Raw genomic sequence first — 13521 nt, 5'->3', positions numbered from 1 at the left:
GCAGCCAGATGCCCGGCGTGGTGTCGGCGAACGGGATCGCGACCGGCCCGAGCGCGGCCAGGCGGCGTTTGATCGACGGCAGCATGCGGGCCTCCTTCAGTGCTTCTGCGCGCGGGTCGGCGTGAACAGCGGCTCGGCCGGGTCGTCAGCGACCGGCTCGTCGAAGAAGCGGGCGGCCATCGCCTGCGCCATCTGCGACGGCGTCAGCAGCTGCACGTGGGCCGGCGGCGCGGTGCTGCGGCTGATCAGGTCGAGCAGCAGGTCGAGCGCGATCGCGGTGGTCGACAGCGCGAGCCACAGCAGCACCTGCTCGAGCCAGTCCTGCCCGATCACCAGCGCGACCGGCACCGAGACCCACAGGCTCAGGCAGTAGAAGCAGGCCAGCGACGAGCTCTCGCCCGCCCAGCGCCGCAAGGTCTCAAGCACGCGGCGCGGGCCGGCCTGGGCGTGCAGCAGGTGGGTGAGGCGCCAGACGGCCAGCGCGCCGAGGACGGACAGGTACCACTTCATGGGCGTCTCCTGGGAGGGGTGGGGTGCGGTGGAGGAATCCATGGACCGCATTCCATCGACGACGCCTTCCCATTGACACGCCCGCTCGCCGCCCGATCGGCGCAGGCGCTGGACGATCGCGAGACGATCGCGGGGCGGCCGGCGCCCGGACGCAGAAAACCCCTGGGAGGACGGGCCTCGCAGGGGTTCGGGCGGGAGCGCGGAGGAGAGGCCGCGGGCGTCAGGCGCGGCGCGGCTTGTCATCTCCCTTGGGGATGTCCCCGTCGCCGCAGGGGTCGGTCTGGCGGCCTTTCGGCGGCTCGTAGCGCGCATTGAACACCGGGAACTCGGGAATCGCCGCCGGCAGCAGGCCCTTGAACGGCTGGCCCTTGTGGTACTCGACGATGAAGTCGACCCAGTCGGTGACCTTCACGAAGTCGATGATGTGCGGTTGCACGCGCGGCAGCGTCGGGTCGGGGTTCACGTCGAGGTAGTACGGCGAGCGCCAGTCCCACAGGCCGAGCAGCAGCGGGTCCGGCAGGAAGATGTTCATCGCGAGGTTCTTCGCCGAGAAGTCCCACAGCGCGCCCGGTGCCGTCCACGGCGCGTCGACAGCGCCGTAGCGCTTGATGTCCTTCAGCGCATCGCGCAGCCCGGCGGCGGCCTGCTGCACCTTGAACGGCGCGAAGTCGGTCGCCATCAGCTCGGTGGCCAGGCTGTCGATGTCGGTCAGCTCGTCCGGCGTCTCCAGGTCCATGTTGGCGTTGGTGTCGAACTGCTGCGCGCGCCGGATCGCGGCGCGGATCTTCTGCACGATGGTCGGCCGCTGCCCCGGCGTCGAGGTGCGCAACGCCGCGAGCAGCGCATCGGCCAGGTCGTCGATGCGCTCGACGATGGCCTGCAGCCGGGCGAGCTGCACGACGCAGCCGACGGTCGGGTGGTTGCCCTTGGCGGCGAGGATGTCCTTGTTGCCGTCGGCGAACCACTGCGCGAGCTGCTGCGCGGTGGCGCTGCCGGCGGCTGCCAGCTTCTGGAAGACGGCCGGGTAGGCCGCGCCGGCGGTGAAGAAGTTGTAGTTCTCGTAACCGGTCGCGTAGTCGGCATAGGGTGCGACGGTGTGCAGCACCTCGACCGACATGTTGAAGCAGTTGTTGAAGTGGATCGCAGCGAGCTTGGGGACGCCGGCGTCCTGGGCCTGCTTCAGCGCGTCGCCGAGGGCCCAGGTGGACAGCGGCATCTGGCTCGCGGGCAGCATCGGCGATCCCTGCGGCAGCATCGGGGAACCCTGCGGCAGCATCGGCGAGCCTTGGGGCAGCACGGGTGATCCCCCGGCACTGGTGATGTGCCACTCGATCTGCCCCTGCATCGTCAGGTTGGCGGTGGTGAGCTTGCTGCGATCGATCTCGGGCAGGAAGCCGGCGCCATGGCCTTCGAGCGCGAGGACCACGTCCGACGTGGCGCGCGATTCGTGCGCATGGCGCAGAAAGCCGGCCAGCGTGTTCGGCGAACTCATGTCCTGCTTCCAGCGCGAGACGGTCTGCATCGCCGCCGGCTGCCCGGCTGGAATGTCGATCAGGTAGGTGTCGTCCTCGACCAGGTCGATCAATGCCGTCACGTGGACGCCGCTCCCTGCGATCTGCAGCAACGCATTGACGAGCGGGTGCTGGGCGAGCTGCCGCGAGCTGCCGTCCGGGAAGGTGCTGAGCACGGGATCGCTGCCGAATGGCGCGTATACCGCCAGCACGACGCCGTCGCGCGGGGCGGAGTGGGTGTCGCGGGGCAGCAGGCGAGGGGTGGCCATGGAATCTCCTCTTGTCAATCGAATGCAACCGGGCAGGTGCGGGCATGCACCCGTCGCCCGTGCGTCGCTACACTAACCTCGATCCTTTCTCATGCACACTCCGCTGGAGACGCCGCAGAGGCAAGCGCGCCAGACGATCAAGAGACGATAGGTCTGTCATGGTGAGACACCCCCCTAATTTGCAGCCCGCGTCCTCGCCTGTCGGCCCTTTGCTGTCTGCTGCGGTGGTCGATGCGCTGCTCGCCCTCGCGCTGGCTGCCCACAAGGCCGGCACGCTGGACGAGTTGTTGCGACGGCGGCCCCGCTTCACCCGCTGGTTTTTCCGCCGGTTTCTCAGGCCGGTGCTGGGCACCGCGGGCGATGCACTGCGAGGCGAGTCCGCTCATGCCGACGCGGTGTCGGTGTGGCTGCGGTGGGCCGTGTTGCAGCTTCGCCCGGACCAGCGTCCCGAACTGACCGGCATCGAGAGCCAGGCCTGGATCGAGCGCACCAGCTGGCGTCCATTCCTGGCGGTGATGTGCCACTTCGGCTTCTCGCCGGTGCCGGACTTTCGCCAGCGCTACCACCGGCGTCCCGATGAATCGCCCGCCGAGAACCTGTGCGGGCTGTGGGCCGTCGGGCCGAGCACCTTCTATCGCTACCTGGACAAGGGCAGGCGGCTGATCGCCGAAGGCCTGATGGACCCGTTGCGCGTCGGCGAGAAGACGCAGGCCTTGCGGCGCATGGTCCAGTCGCACGCTCATGCGTGCCTCGGGCTCGACGAAGCCGAGGCACGCATGGCGTGGCACCGGGCGCAGGCGGCCGATGCCTTGCGCTTTCGCGACGCGCCCACGGCCTGGTGGCATCAGCTGCAGGCGAGGGACTGGGACGCGGCCGTCGAGTTGCTTCAGCGGTTCCGCATCGAACTGGCCACGGATGCCGAGACCGACCCGATGCTCGAGCGGATGGCCGGCGAATCCCTGTCGCCGCGGGTTCGCTTCGCGCTCTGCCTGGCCCAGGCTTCCCTGTGGCAGGTGCGCAGCGCCGAAGAGCGCGAGCGGCAGGCCTATGAACAGGCGTTGCGCATCGCCAGCACCGCGGACGACAAGCTGATGCTCGGCCAGGCTTACGGGGCACTCGGCAAGTTCTATGAGCCGCGCGATGCCGACCGTGCCTTCGTTTGCTACGAGGACAGTGCCGAATTTCTGCGCATCGCCCGCCAGGCCGGCGAGGGCGACGAAACGCAGACCGTTCAGGAGTACCTGGGGACGCTGGTGAAGCTCGCCTGGCTGCATGTGCTTCGCAACGACCCGCGCTCCCGGACGGTGCTCGACAAGGCCGAACAGCTCCGGGCCGAACACGCCCTGAAGCCCGAAGCCATCGGCATGCTCGAACAGACCTGGGGCGAGTATTGGCGCCGTGCCGGGGAGCTGCCGCGCGCCCTGACTCACAAGCACAGGGCCCTGAACATCTTCGAGCGCCTCGGAGACCAGCGGTCCATTCTGATCACTTACCTGAACCTCAGCCTGATCCACGGCGAGGCGAAGGAATTCGATCGTGCGATCACCTGTTCAGAGCGCATCCTCGACATCGGCAAGCGCATTGCGCTGGAGCCGGAGATGGAGAGCAGCACGCGCTTGAACCTTGGGGCCACCTATTTCTGGCAGGCTCGCTACGACCAGGCGATCGAACAGTACCGGCTCGCGCTCGAAACGGGAAGCCGGGCCAACCTGCCGCTTCACGTGCGGCGCGCCCACTACAACCTGGCCGAGGCCTACTACAAGCGCTTCCAGATCGGCCAGGACGCGGAAGACGAGCGTCTCGGCGATGCCCACGCCGCCGCGGCGCTCAAGGGGCCGGCCGCAGAGACCGATCCGGCCCACGTCGAGGCGACGCGCAACTTGAAGACCGAGATCCTCGGTCTGCGTGATGGGCAAACCTACGACCGGCTGCTCCCCGAGGAGTTTGCAGCCCACTTCGAGCAGATGGCCGATGTGCAGCGCCAACGGGCCGTGCTGGCCGTGCCGGTCGGCGCCCAGGCGCACATCAGTGCCCACCTCGCCATTGCCAACGCCTACCTGGCGATATCGGGCAAGGAACGCGAAGCGGCCTTGTCATTGATCAGGAAGCACGGCCTGGGTGATCAATTCGCCGCCGAGCTCGAAGGACTTCGCGCGACGTTCAACCGCGAGCTGACGCGGGAACAGCATCTTGCAACGCAATGGCAGCAGCAGGCGGGTGAACTGCTGCAGGAGCAGCGTCGCATCGCCTTGCTGGACTACCTGTTTCGCGCTGGCTCGATCCAGAAGAGCATGTATGCGAAGGTCTGCGGCGTGGGTCTGGCAACCGCCTCCAAGCACCTGAGCACGCTGGCGCAACGGGGCCTGCTGGAGCAGTCCGGTAACGGGCCGAGTACCCGCTACATGCTTCCTCAGTGAGGTCGCCGCCCCACCGCGCCGGGGGCGGCGGTGGGGATTTCTCGGTGAAATCGGAGCGGCCGGATCAGAGCGTGGGCGAGCCGAACGGTCCTCCTCCAACGTGTCGAAGGTCGTCTGGCGACAGTGGCTGCGGAGGAGTCGGGCGGCCTTGCGGAAGGGAAGGTTGAGCGGGCCGTTGCTGGGGCTGGTTCATGCAGATCGTCCTTGATGGTGTGCCTGTCGCGAGGAGGAGTATCGGCAGGGCAGGCACCGCCGACACACGTGCAGTGCAGCATAGAGAGGCCCGGAACCCGGCGTCAATCGCCCGGCTCGCCTCATCCCCAATTTGAAGTTCGCAACGCTGGCCGAGCACGCGCTACGAACGCCTGGCTGCTCCGTCGCGCACCACCACCGTCCCCGCCAGCTTGTCGTGCCAGCCCTGCTTGCGGGCGTCGAACGCGATCCAGAGGAAGCCGAGGAACAGCGGCAGGCTCGAGAGGTAGTAGCCCAGGTAGCGGCCGACGGACTGGCCGAGCGTGGGCGGAAGGCCGGTCTTCGCGTCGACGATCCGCACCTTCAACGCCATCTTGCCCGGCGTCGCCTGCCACTTCATCCAGCAGCCGATGTAGAGCACGGCCGGGAAGACCCAGGTCAGGAAGAACTCGAGCGGGTCGCTGATGCCCGGGGAGGCCTTCGGCACATGCTTCAGGGTCGCGTAGTCGGACCCGTAGAAGAACCGGGCCAGCGGGATGAAGAAAGCCAGGAACAGCACCGTATCGGCGAAGCTGGCGATCGCACGCCGCCAGAACCCTGCGTACGCCACGTCTGTCGGGTTCGCGTCGACGTCGGCGACGGGTGCCTTCGGCGGGGCGTAGGGATTGGTGCTCATGTGGGCATGCTAACGGGCGAATCCCGGACAGGAATCCGGGCTACGGTTGCGCGCCGCTCTCATACCACCGCTTCAGCAGCGCCCGCTCCTCGTCCGTGATCCCGGTCGCGTTGTTCAGCGGCATCAGCTTCAGCACCACCGCCTGCTGGTAGACCTGCTGCGCATGCAGCACGATCGCATCGGGCGAATCCAGCCGCACGCCCTTGCTCGCGAGCTGCTCGTTGTGGCACATCACGCAGCGCGTGCCGATCACCTGCTGCACCTGCGCGAACGTCGCGGGCTGCGCAGCGTGCACGGCCGGCCCGGGCGTCGGCGCCAGCCACACCGCGACGCCCAGCAGCATCAGCGTGCCCGCCACCGCGAACTCCCATGGCACGCGCTTGCCTTGCACCAGCGCCTTGTGCCGCACGACGAAGGCATGCCGGATCAGCGCACCGGCCGCCATCACCAGCACCAGCACCGCCCAGTTGTGCGGTGCGCCGTACAGAAAACCATAGTGGTTGCCGAGCATCGCGGCCAGCACCGGCAGCGTGAAATACGTGTTGTGCACGCTGCGCTGCTTCGCACGCTGGCCGTGCACCGGATCGACCGGCTGGCCGGCGCGCATCTGCGCGATCACGGTGCGCTGGCCGGGGATGATCCAGAAGAACACGTTGGCGCTCATCGCTGTCGCCATCATCGCGCCGACCAGCAGGAAGGCGGCCCGGCCGGCGAACAGCTGGCACGCGAGCCAGGCCCCGAGCACCACCACCACCGCGACGGCCCCGCCGACGATGCGGTCGCCGTGCTCACGCCGGCCGAACGCGCGGCAGATGCCGTCGTACACCAGCCAGAACACCGCGAGGAAGGCCAGCGCCGCCGCGATCGCACCGGCCGGCGACCACGCATGCACCCGCTGATCGATCAGGAAGGTGCTCGCCTGGTACAGGTACAGCACCGTGAACAGCGCGAAGCCGGTCAGCCAGGTGGAGTAGCTCTCCCAGTAGAACCAGTGCAGGTGCGCCGGCAGCGACTTCGGCGCCACCATGTACTTCTGCGGGTTGTAGAAGCCGCCGCCGTGCACCGCCCACAGCTCGCCGTCGACGCCCTTGTCCTTCAGGTCGGGCGCCTCGGGCTTCAGCAGGCTGTTGTCGAGGAAGACGAAGTAGAACGACGAGCCGATCCACGCGATCGCGACGACGACGTGCGCCCAGCGCAGCAGCAGGTTGAGCCAGTCGAGCACATAGGCTTCCATGCGCGTCAGCTGCCGCGGTAGGTGGAGTAGGCCCACGGGCTCGCGAGCAGCGGCACGTGGTAGTGGGACGTGGCGTCGGCCAGCCCGAAGTCGAGCGGCACGCTGTCGAGGAAGGGCGGGTCGGGCAGCACGACGCCGCGCGCGCGGAAGTAGTCGGCCAGCTCGAACACCAGCCGGTAGCGGCCGGCCACGAAATCGGCGCCTTCCAGCAAGGGGCCGCCGGCGCGTCCGTCGGCGTCGAGTTGCACGCTGCGCAAGAGCTGCGGCGTCGAACCGTCGACGCGGTAGAGCCGCACCGACATCCCCGCGGCAGGGCAACCGTTCATCGTGTCGAGCACGTGCGTCGTCAGTTTTCCCATGGTGGCGAAAGTGTATACACTTTGATTTCGAGAGCCAACCTGCCTGGACATGCCCCGCACCGCCGCCCCGCTGAAGCAGATCCGCCCGATGCGGCGTGCTGCGGCCGCACGCGCGGCAAAGGGAGATGCAAGCAAGGACGGCGCCACCCGCGACGGTGAAACCACCACGCAGCGCATCGCCGACGCCATCACCACCGCCATCGTCGAGCGCCGCCTGATGCCCGGCACCAAGCTGGCCGAGCAGAAGATCGCCGACATCTTCAAGGTCTCGCGCACGCTGGTGCGCCAGGCGCTGAACCAGTTGAGCCGAGACAAGTTGGTGACGCTGGAGCCGGCGCGCGGCGCACGCGTGGCCGAGCCCAGCGTCGAAGAAGCGCGACAGGTGTTCGAGGTGCGCCACCTGGTCGAGGCGGCGATGGTGCGCCGCGCCGCCGGCGAACTCGACGCCGCGCAGATCGCCGAGCTGCGCGCCCACCTGGCCGCCGAGCAGGCGGCGGTGCAGCGCACCGACGTCACCGGCCGCACGCGGCTGCTGGCCGATTTCCACGTCGTGCTCGCGCGCATGCTCGGCAACGAGGTGCTGGCAGAGATGCTGGCCGACCTGGTGTCGCGCTCGTCGCTGATCTCGCTGATGTACCAGTCGGCGCATTCGGCCGAGCATTCTTTCGAGGAGCACGTGGCCATCGTCGACGCACTGGAGCGGCGCGACCCGCGCGCCGCGGTGCGGCTGATGCAGGCCCACCTGCGCAGCGTCGAGCGCAACCTGAGCCTTGCCCCGCGCATGCCCCATTCCGCCAGCACGCCGCTGGTCCCCGCCTGAGCTGCCGCCATGCCACCCACTCCCTATCCCCGCGATCTCGCCGGCTACGGCGAACACCCGCCGCATGCCGAATGGCCCGGCGGCGCCCGCATCGCGGTGCAGTTCGTGCTGAATTACGAAGAGGGCGGCGAGAACAGCGTGCTGCACGGCGATGCCGGCAGCGAGCAGTTCCTGTCCGAGATGTTCAACCCGGCCAGCTACCCGGCGCGCCACCTGTCGATGGAATCGATCTACGAATACGGCTCGCGCGTCGGCGTGTGGCGGCTGCTGCGCGAGTTCGAGCGGCGCGCGCTGCCGCTCACGGTGTTCGGCGTGTCGATGGCGCTGGAGCGCCACCCCGAGCTGACGCAGGCCTTCGTCGAGCTCGATCATGAGATCGCCTGCCACGGCTGGCGCTGGATCCACTACCAGCAGATGGACGAGGCCACCGAGCGCCAGCACATGGACATCGGCATGGACATCATCCACAAGCTGACCGGCGAGCGCGCGTTCGGCTGGTACACCGGCCGCGACAGCCCGAACACCCGCCGCCTGGTGGCCGACTACGGCGGCTTCGAGTACGACAGCGACCACTACGGCGACGACCTGCCGTTCTGGCTGCAGGTGCGCAAGACCGACGGCAGCCTCGCGCCGCACCTGGTGGTGCCGTATTCGCTCGACACCAACGACATGCGCTTCTCGCTGCCGCAGGGCTTCGCGACCGGCGACGATTTCTTCACCTACCTGCGCGACAGCTTCGACGTGCTGTACGCCGAGGGCGACGAATCGCCGCGCATGATGAACGTCGGCATGCACTGCCGGCTGCTCGGGCGGCCCGGGCGCTTCCGCGCGCTGCAGCGCTTCCTCGACCATGTCGAGGCGCACGACCGGGTGTGGGTCTGCCGCCGCGTCGACATCGCACGCCACTGGAAGAGCGTGCATCCGTTCAATGCCGACAACGCCTGGGTCTGGGAATGAGCATCAGCCTGCAGCAACTGAACGAGGCGTCGGTCGAGGGCTTCGTCGCCCACCTCGACGGCGTCTACGAGCATTCGCCGTGGATCGCCGAGCGGGCCTTCGCCGCAGCGCCTTTCACCAGCCTGGCGCAGCTGAAGCATGCGCTGGTACAGGTGGTGCGCGATGCCGGTCGCGACGAGCAGCTCGCGCTGGTGCGGGCCCATCCCGAGCTGGCCGGCAAGGCGAAGGTCGCGCTGACGCGCGAATCGGCCGGCGAGCAATCGGTGTCCGGCCTCACGCAGTGCACGCCGCAGGAGTTCGAGCGCTTGCAGGCCTTGAACGCGGCCTATGCGGCGCGCTTCGGCTGGCCCTTCATCCTGGCCGTGCGCGGCCCGCGCGGCAGCGGGCTCACGCGCTCGCAGGTCATCGAGGCCTTCGCGCGCCGCGTCGACGGCCATGCCGATGTCGAACTGGCCGAATGCCTGCGCCAGATCGACCGCATTGCCGAGCTGCGCCTGGACGACAAGTTCGGCAGCGAACCGACGCTGGGCAACCAGGTCTGGGATTGCGCCGAGCTGCTCGCGCAGCACAGCGATCCGGGCTACGCCGAGCACGGCCAGCTGACCGTCACCTACCTGACCGATGCGCATCGCGCCTGCCAGCGGCAACTCGTGCGCTGGATGCACGAGTGCGGCTTCGACGAGGTGTCGGTCGATGCGGTCGGCAACGTCGTCGGCCTCTACCGCGGCCACGACGCCGCGGCGCCGCGGCTGCTCACAGGCTCGCACTTCGACACCGTGCGCAACGGCGGCAAGTACGACGGCCGGCTCGGCATCCTGGTGCCGATGGTCTGCGTGCGCGAGCTGCACCGCGCCGGCCGCCGGCTGAAGCACGGCATCGAGGTGGTCGGCTTCGCGGAAGAAGAAGGCCAGCGCTACAAGGCCACCTTCCTCGGGTCGGGCGCGCTGATCGGGCAGTTCGACACCCGCTGGCTCGACCAGCAGGATGCCGACGGCATCCCGATGCGCGACGCGATGCGCGCCGCCGGCCTCGACCCGGCGAAGATCCCCGCGCTGCGGCGCGACCCGGCGCGCTACCTCGGCTTCGTCGAGGTGCACATCGAACAGGGCCCGGTGCTCGACGAGCTCGACCTGCCGCTGGGCGTCGTCACGTCGATCAACGGCAGCGTGCGCTACCTTGGCGAGGTGATCGGCATGGCCAGCCATGCCGGCACGACACCGATGGACCGGCGCCGCGATGCCGCGACCGCGGTGGCCGAGCTCGCGCTGTACGTCGAAGCGCGCGCCGCGGCGCAGCCGAACCTGGTCGGCACCGTCGGCATGCTGAGCGTGCCGAACGGTTCGATCAACGTCGTGCCAGGGCGCTGCCGGTTCAGCCTCGACCTGCGCGCCACCACTGACGAAGCGCGCGATGCGCTGGCGCGCGACGTGGTGGCCGAGCTGGAACGGATCTGCCAGCGGCGCGGCCTGCACCACACGCTCGAGGAGACGCTGCGCGCGTCGGCCGCGCCGAGCGCGCCGGACTGGCAACGGCGCTGGGAGCGCGCGGTCGACGCGAGCGGCTTGCCGGTGCACCGCATGCCGAGCGGCGCCGGCCACGACGCGATGAAGCTGCACGAGGTGATGCCGCAGGCCATGCTGTTCGTGCGCGGCGGCAACTCCGGCATCAGCCACAACCCGCTCGAGACCATCACCAACCACGACGCGCAGCTGTGCGTCGAAGCCTTCCAGCACCTGCTGGATCACCTGGAGACGACATGAGCGACGACACGTACGCGCGCCTCGATGCGTGGATCGACGCGCATTTCGACGAGCAGACCCGGTTCCTGCAGGCGCTGGTGCAGGTGCCCACCGACACGCCGCCGGGCGACAACGCGCCGCATGCCGAGCGCACGGCGGCCTTGCTGGCGGACTTCGGTTTCGAGGCAGAACAGCACGCGGTGCCCGGTGACGAGGTGCGCGCGGCCGGCCTGGAAAGCATCACCAACCTGATCGTGCGGCGCCATTATGGCGAGGGCAGGACCATCGCGCTGAACGCGCACGGCGACGTGGTGCCACCGGGCGACGGCTGGTCGCACGGCCCGTACAGCGGCGACATCGCCGATGGCAGGCTCTACGGCCGCGCGTCGGCGGTCAGCAAGAGCGATTTCTCGACCTACAGCTTCGCAGTGCGCGCGCTCGAATCGCTCGGCGTGCCGCTGAAGGGCGGCGTCGAGCTGCACTTCACCTACGACGAGGAGTTCGGCGGCGAACTCGGCCCCGGCTGGCTGCTGGCGCAGGGGCTGACGAAGCCGGACCTGCTGATCGCCGCCGGCTTCAGCTACCAGGTGGTGACGGCACACAACGGCTGCCTGCAGATGGAGGTGACGGTGCATGGCCGCATGGCGCATGCAGCGATCCCCGACACCGGCATCGACGCGCTGCAGGGCGCGGTCGCGCTGCTGAACGCGCTGTATGCGCAGAACACGCTGTACCGGCAGGTGACGTCCCGGGTGCCGGGCATCCGTCACCCGTACCTCAACGTCGGGCGCATCGAAGGCGGCACCAACACCAACGTGGTGCCGGGCAAGGTGGTGCTGAAGCTCGACCGCCGGATGATTCCGGAAGAGAACCCGGTCGAGGTCGAGGCGGCGCTGCGCGCGGTGATCGCCGACGCGGCCGCGCAGGTGCCGGGCATCACGGTCGAGATCCGCCGGCTGCTGCTGGCGCGTGCGCTGAAGCCGCTGCCGGGCAACCAGCCGCTGGTCGATGCGCTGCAGCGGCACGGCGAAGCGGTGTTCGGCGAGCCGATCCCCACGTCGGGTTCTCCGCTGTACACCGACGTGCGGCTCTACAGCGAGCGCGGCATCCCGGCGGTGATCTACGGCGCCGGGCCGCGCACGGTGTTCGAGAGCAATGCGAAGCGGGCCGACGAGCATGTGGTGCTCGAGGACCTGCGGCGTGCGACGAAGGTGGTGGCGCGGACCTTGCTCGACCTGCTGACAGGCTGAAAGGCCCGATCCACCGGAGATTTCACATGTTCGCTCGCCTGCCGGCCCTCGCCATCGCCTTCCTCGCGCAAGCCGCCATCGCCCAGGACACCCCCATCAAGTTCCAGCTCGACTGGCGCTTCGAAGGCCCGGCGGCGATGTTCCTGGTGCCGGCCGCGAAGGGCTACTTCAAGGCCGAGAAGCTCGACGTGACCATCGATGCCGGCAACGGCTCGGGCGGCGCCGTCACGCGGGTTGCGTCGGGCGCCTACGACATGGGTTTCGCCGACCTCGCGGCGCTGATGGAGTTCCATGCCAACAACCCGACCGCGCCGAGCAAGCCGGTCGCGGTGATGATGGTCTACAACAACACGCCGGCCGCGGTGCTGGCGCTGAAGAAGTCCGGCATCCGCAGCCCGGCCGACCTGAACGGCAGGAAGCTCGGCGCGCCGGTGTTCGACGCTGGCCGCAAGGCCTGGCCGATCTTCGCGAAGGCCAACGGCATCGCCACGGTGGCCTGGACCGCGATGGACCCGCCGCTGCGCGAGACCATGCTGGTGCGCGGCGACGTCGACGCGATCACCGGCTTCTCGTTCACCTCGCTGCTGAACCTGGAGGCGCGCGGCGTGAAGGCCGACGACGTGGTCGTGCTGCCCTACCCGCAGTTCGGCGTGAAGCTGTACGGCAATGCGGTCATCGTGTCGCAGGAGTTCCTGAAGAAGAATCCGGACGCGGTGAAGGCCTTCCTGCGCGCGTTCGCGAAGGGCATGAAGGACGTGGTGGCCGACCCGGCGGCTGCGGTCGCGACCGTGAAGGCCCGCGACGGCATCATCAACGACGCACTCGAGCTGCGGCGCCTGAAGCTGACGCTCGACGCCACGGTGCTGACGGCCGATGCCAGGGCCGAAGGCTTCGGCGCCGTGCGGGCGCCACGCCTGAGCCTGATGGCCAGCCAGGTGTCCGACGCCTTCGGCACGAAGGAACGGGTGAACCCGGCCGCGGTCTGGAGCGACCTCTACCTGCCCGATGCGGCATCGCGCGACATCTTCGCCGTCCCGCGCCGGTGAGCCCGTGTCAGGGCACGACCGCCGACAGCTGGAACATCAGCGCCGAGTTGCCCAGCACGTTGACCTGGGTCGACAGCGTCGGTGTCAGCTGCCAGCCGACCGTCAGCACCAGCCCCGGCGAGAAGCCCCTGTAGTTCAGCGGCACCTTGTCGTCGAACGGCGGCTTGTAGCCGTAGATCAACCCGGCGGTCCACTGCGCGTAGAGCCGGTTCCAGTCGCTGAAGTCGGTCAGTCGCTGGCCGACGTAGGCATAGGCGCTCGGCTGGCCGAACGAGTTGCTGAAGTAGGTGAGGCCCGAGACCACGCCGTTCGGCCGCTCGCGCTCGACGCCGACCATCCACACATACTGGTGGTCGGGGTCGCGCGAATAGTGGTAGGTCAACGGCGAGTACATCAGCCGCCAGACATCGTCGGTGCGGGACGGGGGCGGCATGGGAGCGGCTACAGTGGCCGGCGGCGCTTCGGGCGCGTCGGGGGCGGCGGGTACGGTTTGCGCAGGGGTGCAGATCGACACGCCGCAGGCGCACACGGCAGACGCCAG

At 68.9% G+C, this 13521-nt stretch carries 12 protein-coding genes; 6 read left to right on the top strand and 6 right to left on the bottom strand.

Annotated features, from left to right (window positions below; translation table 11 throughout):
- Positions 1-96: 96 nt before the first annotated feature.
- Both ASC98_RS21755 and ASC98_RS21750 read right to left on the bottom strand, forming a co-directional pair.
- Entirely contained in the window at positions 97-510 is a 414-nt protein-coding gene (locus ASC98_RS21755) for a hypothetical protein (protein ID WP_056815632.1), read from the bottom strand.
- Positions 511-730: 220 nt separating this feature from the next.
- Positions 731-2290: a clostripain-related cysteine peptidase gene (locus ASC98_RS21750; protein ID WP_056815627.1), complete on the bottom strand. Its 1560-nt coding sequence runs from the start codon at positions 2288-2290 to the stop codon at positions 731-733.
- Positions 2291-2514: 224 nt separating this feature from the next.
- Between ASC98_RS21750 and ASC98_RS21745 the strand changes: the two genes are divergently transcribed.
- Positions 2515-4707 carry a hypothetical protein gene (locus ASC98_RS21745; RefSeq protein WP_157598003.1) on the top strand — a complete coding sequence of 731 codons (2193 nt, stop codon included), beginning with the start codon at positions 2515-2517 and terminating at the stop codon, positions 4705-4707.
- A 355-nt stretch (positions 4708-5062) separates the two neighbouring features.
- Here the strand turns inward: ASC98_RS21745 and ASC98_RS21740 are convergent, their stop codons facing one another.
- Genes ASC98_RS21740 through uraH form a run of 3 tightly spaced genes read right to left on the bottom strand, consistent with a single transcriptional unit; the run spans position 5063 to position 7168 of the window.
- Positions 5063-5575 carry an RDD family protein gene (locus ASC98_RS21740; protein WP_056815621.1) on the bottom strand — a complete coding sequence of 171 codons (513 nt, stop codon included), beginning with the start codon at positions 5573-5575 and terminating at the stop codon, positions 5063-5065.
- A 40-nt stretch (positions 5576-5615) separates the two neighbouring features.
- Complete coding sequence (locus ASC98_RS21735) at positions 5616-6809, bottom strand: urate hydroxylase PuuD (RefSeq protein WP_056815618.1); 1194 nt, start codon at positions 6807-6809, stop codon at positions 5616-5618.
- Positions 6810-6814: 5 nt separating this feature from the next.
- The gene (gene uraH / locus ASC98_RS21730; protein ID WP_056815615.1) at positions 6815-7168 is read right to left on the bottom strand and encodes a hydroxyisourate hydrolase; all 354 of its coding nucleotides are present in this window, start codon (positions 7166-7168) and stop codon (positions 6815-6817) included.
- 49 nt (positions 7169-7217) lie between these two features.
- Between uraH and ASC98_RS21725 the strand changes: the two genes are divergently transcribed.
- From ASC98_RS21725 to ASC98_RS21705, 5 genes are read left to right on the top strand one after another with little or no spacing between them, the layout of a single operon-like run.
- A complete protein-coding gene (locus ASC98_RS21725; RefSeq protein ID WP_082542000.1) occupies positions 7218-7988 on the top strand; it encodes a GntR family transcriptional regulator in 771 nt (256 codons plus the stop codon).
- A 9-nt stretch (positions 7989-7997) separates the two neighbouring features.
- Positions 7998-8945 (top strand): allantoinase PuuE, encoded by a 948-nt coding sequence (puuE, locus tag ASC98_RS21720; protein WP_056815611.1) that lies wholly within the window; start codon positions 7998-8000, stop codon positions 8943-8945.
- The gene (uraD, locus tag ASC98_RS21715) at positions 8942-10705 is read left to right on the top strand and encodes a 2-oxo-4-hydroxy-4-carboxy-5-ureidoimidazoline decarboxylase (protein ID WP_056815608.1); all 1764 of its coding nucleotides are present in this window, start codon (positions 8942-8944) and stop codon (positions 10703-10705) included. Before puuE ends, uraD begins: the two co-directional genes overlap by 4 nt.
- Positions 10702-11934 carry a M20/M25/M40 family metallo-hydrolase gene (locus tag ASC98_RS21710; protein ID WP_056815604.1) on the top strand — a complete coding sequence of 411 codons (1233 nt, stop codon included), beginning with the start codon at positions 10702-10704 and terminating at the stop codon, positions 11932-11934. Before uraD ends, ASC98_RS21710 begins: the two co-directional genes overlap by 4 nt.
- Positions 11935-11960: 26 nt before the next feature.
- Positions 11961-12980 (top strand): ABC transporter substrate-binding protein, encoded by a 1020-nt coding sequence (locus ASC98_RS21705; RefSeq protein ID WP_082542001.1) that lies wholly within the window; start codon positions 11961-11963, stop codon positions 12978-12980.
- A gap of 7 nt (positions 12981-12987) precedes the next feature.
- On the opposite strand, the gene ASC98_RS21700 is transcribed toward ASC98_RS21705, so the two are convergent.
- On the bottom strand, positions 12988-13413 hold the full coding sequence (locus ASC98_RS21700) for an ABC transporter ATP-binding protein (protein WP_157598004.1): 426 nt from the start codon (positions 13411-13413) through the stop codon (positions 12988-12990).
- Positions 13414-13521: the final 108 nt, after the last annotated feature.

It is taken from the genome of Rhizobacter sp. Root1238, assembly GCF_001425825.1.
GTDB lineage: Bacteria > Pseudomonadota > Gammaproteobacteria > Burkholderiales > Burkholderiaceae_C > Rhizobacter.
Note: the sequence above shows the minus strand (reverse complement) of the source record. Positions and strands in the feature narration are given on the sequence as shown.

Coding starts and splice junctions, on each gene's coding strand:
- ASC98_RS21710 (WP_056815604.1), top strand. CDS start 10,702: ATGAGCGACGACACGTACGCGCGCCTCGATGCGTGGATCGACGCGCAT.
- uraH (WP_056815615.1), bottom strand. CDS start 7,168: ATGGGAAAACTGACGACGCACGTGCTCGACACGATGAACGGTTGCCCT.
- puuE (WP_056815611.1), top strand. CDS start 7,998: ATGCCACCCACTCCCTATCCCCGCGATCTCGCCGGCTACGGCGAACAC.
- ASC98_RS21740 (WP_056815621.1), bottom strand. CDS start 5,575: ATGAGCACCAATCCCTACGCCCCGCCGAAGGCACCCGTCGCCGACGTC.
- ASC98_RS21755 (WP_056815632.1), bottom strand. CDS start 510: ATGAAGTGGTACCTGTCCGTCCTCGGCGCGCTGGCCGTCTGGCGCCTC.
- ASC98_RS21735 (WP_056815618.1), bottom strand. CDS start 6,809: ATGGAAGCCTATGTGCTCGACTGGCTCAACCTGCTGCTGCGCTGGGCG.
- ASC98_RS21750 (WP_056815627.1), bottom strand. CDS start 2,290: ATGGCCACCCCTCGCCTGCTGCCCCGCGACACCCACTCCGCCCCGCGC.
- ASC98_RS21705 (WP_082542001.1), top strand. CDS start 11,961: ATGTTCGCTCGCCTGCCGGCCCTCGCCATCGCCTTCCTCGCGCAAGCC.
- ASC98_RS21725 (WP_082542000.1), top strand. CDS start 7,218: ATGCCCCGCACCGCCGCCCCGCTGAAGCAGATCCGCCCGATGCGGCGT.
- uraD (WP_056815608.1), top strand. CDS start 8,942: ATGAGCATCAGCCTGCAGCAACTGAACGAGGCGTCGGTCGAGGGCTTC.
- ASC98_RS21700 (WP_157598004.1), bottom strand. CDS start 13,413: ATGCCGCCCCCGTCCCGCACCGACGATGTCTGGCGGCTGATGTACTCG.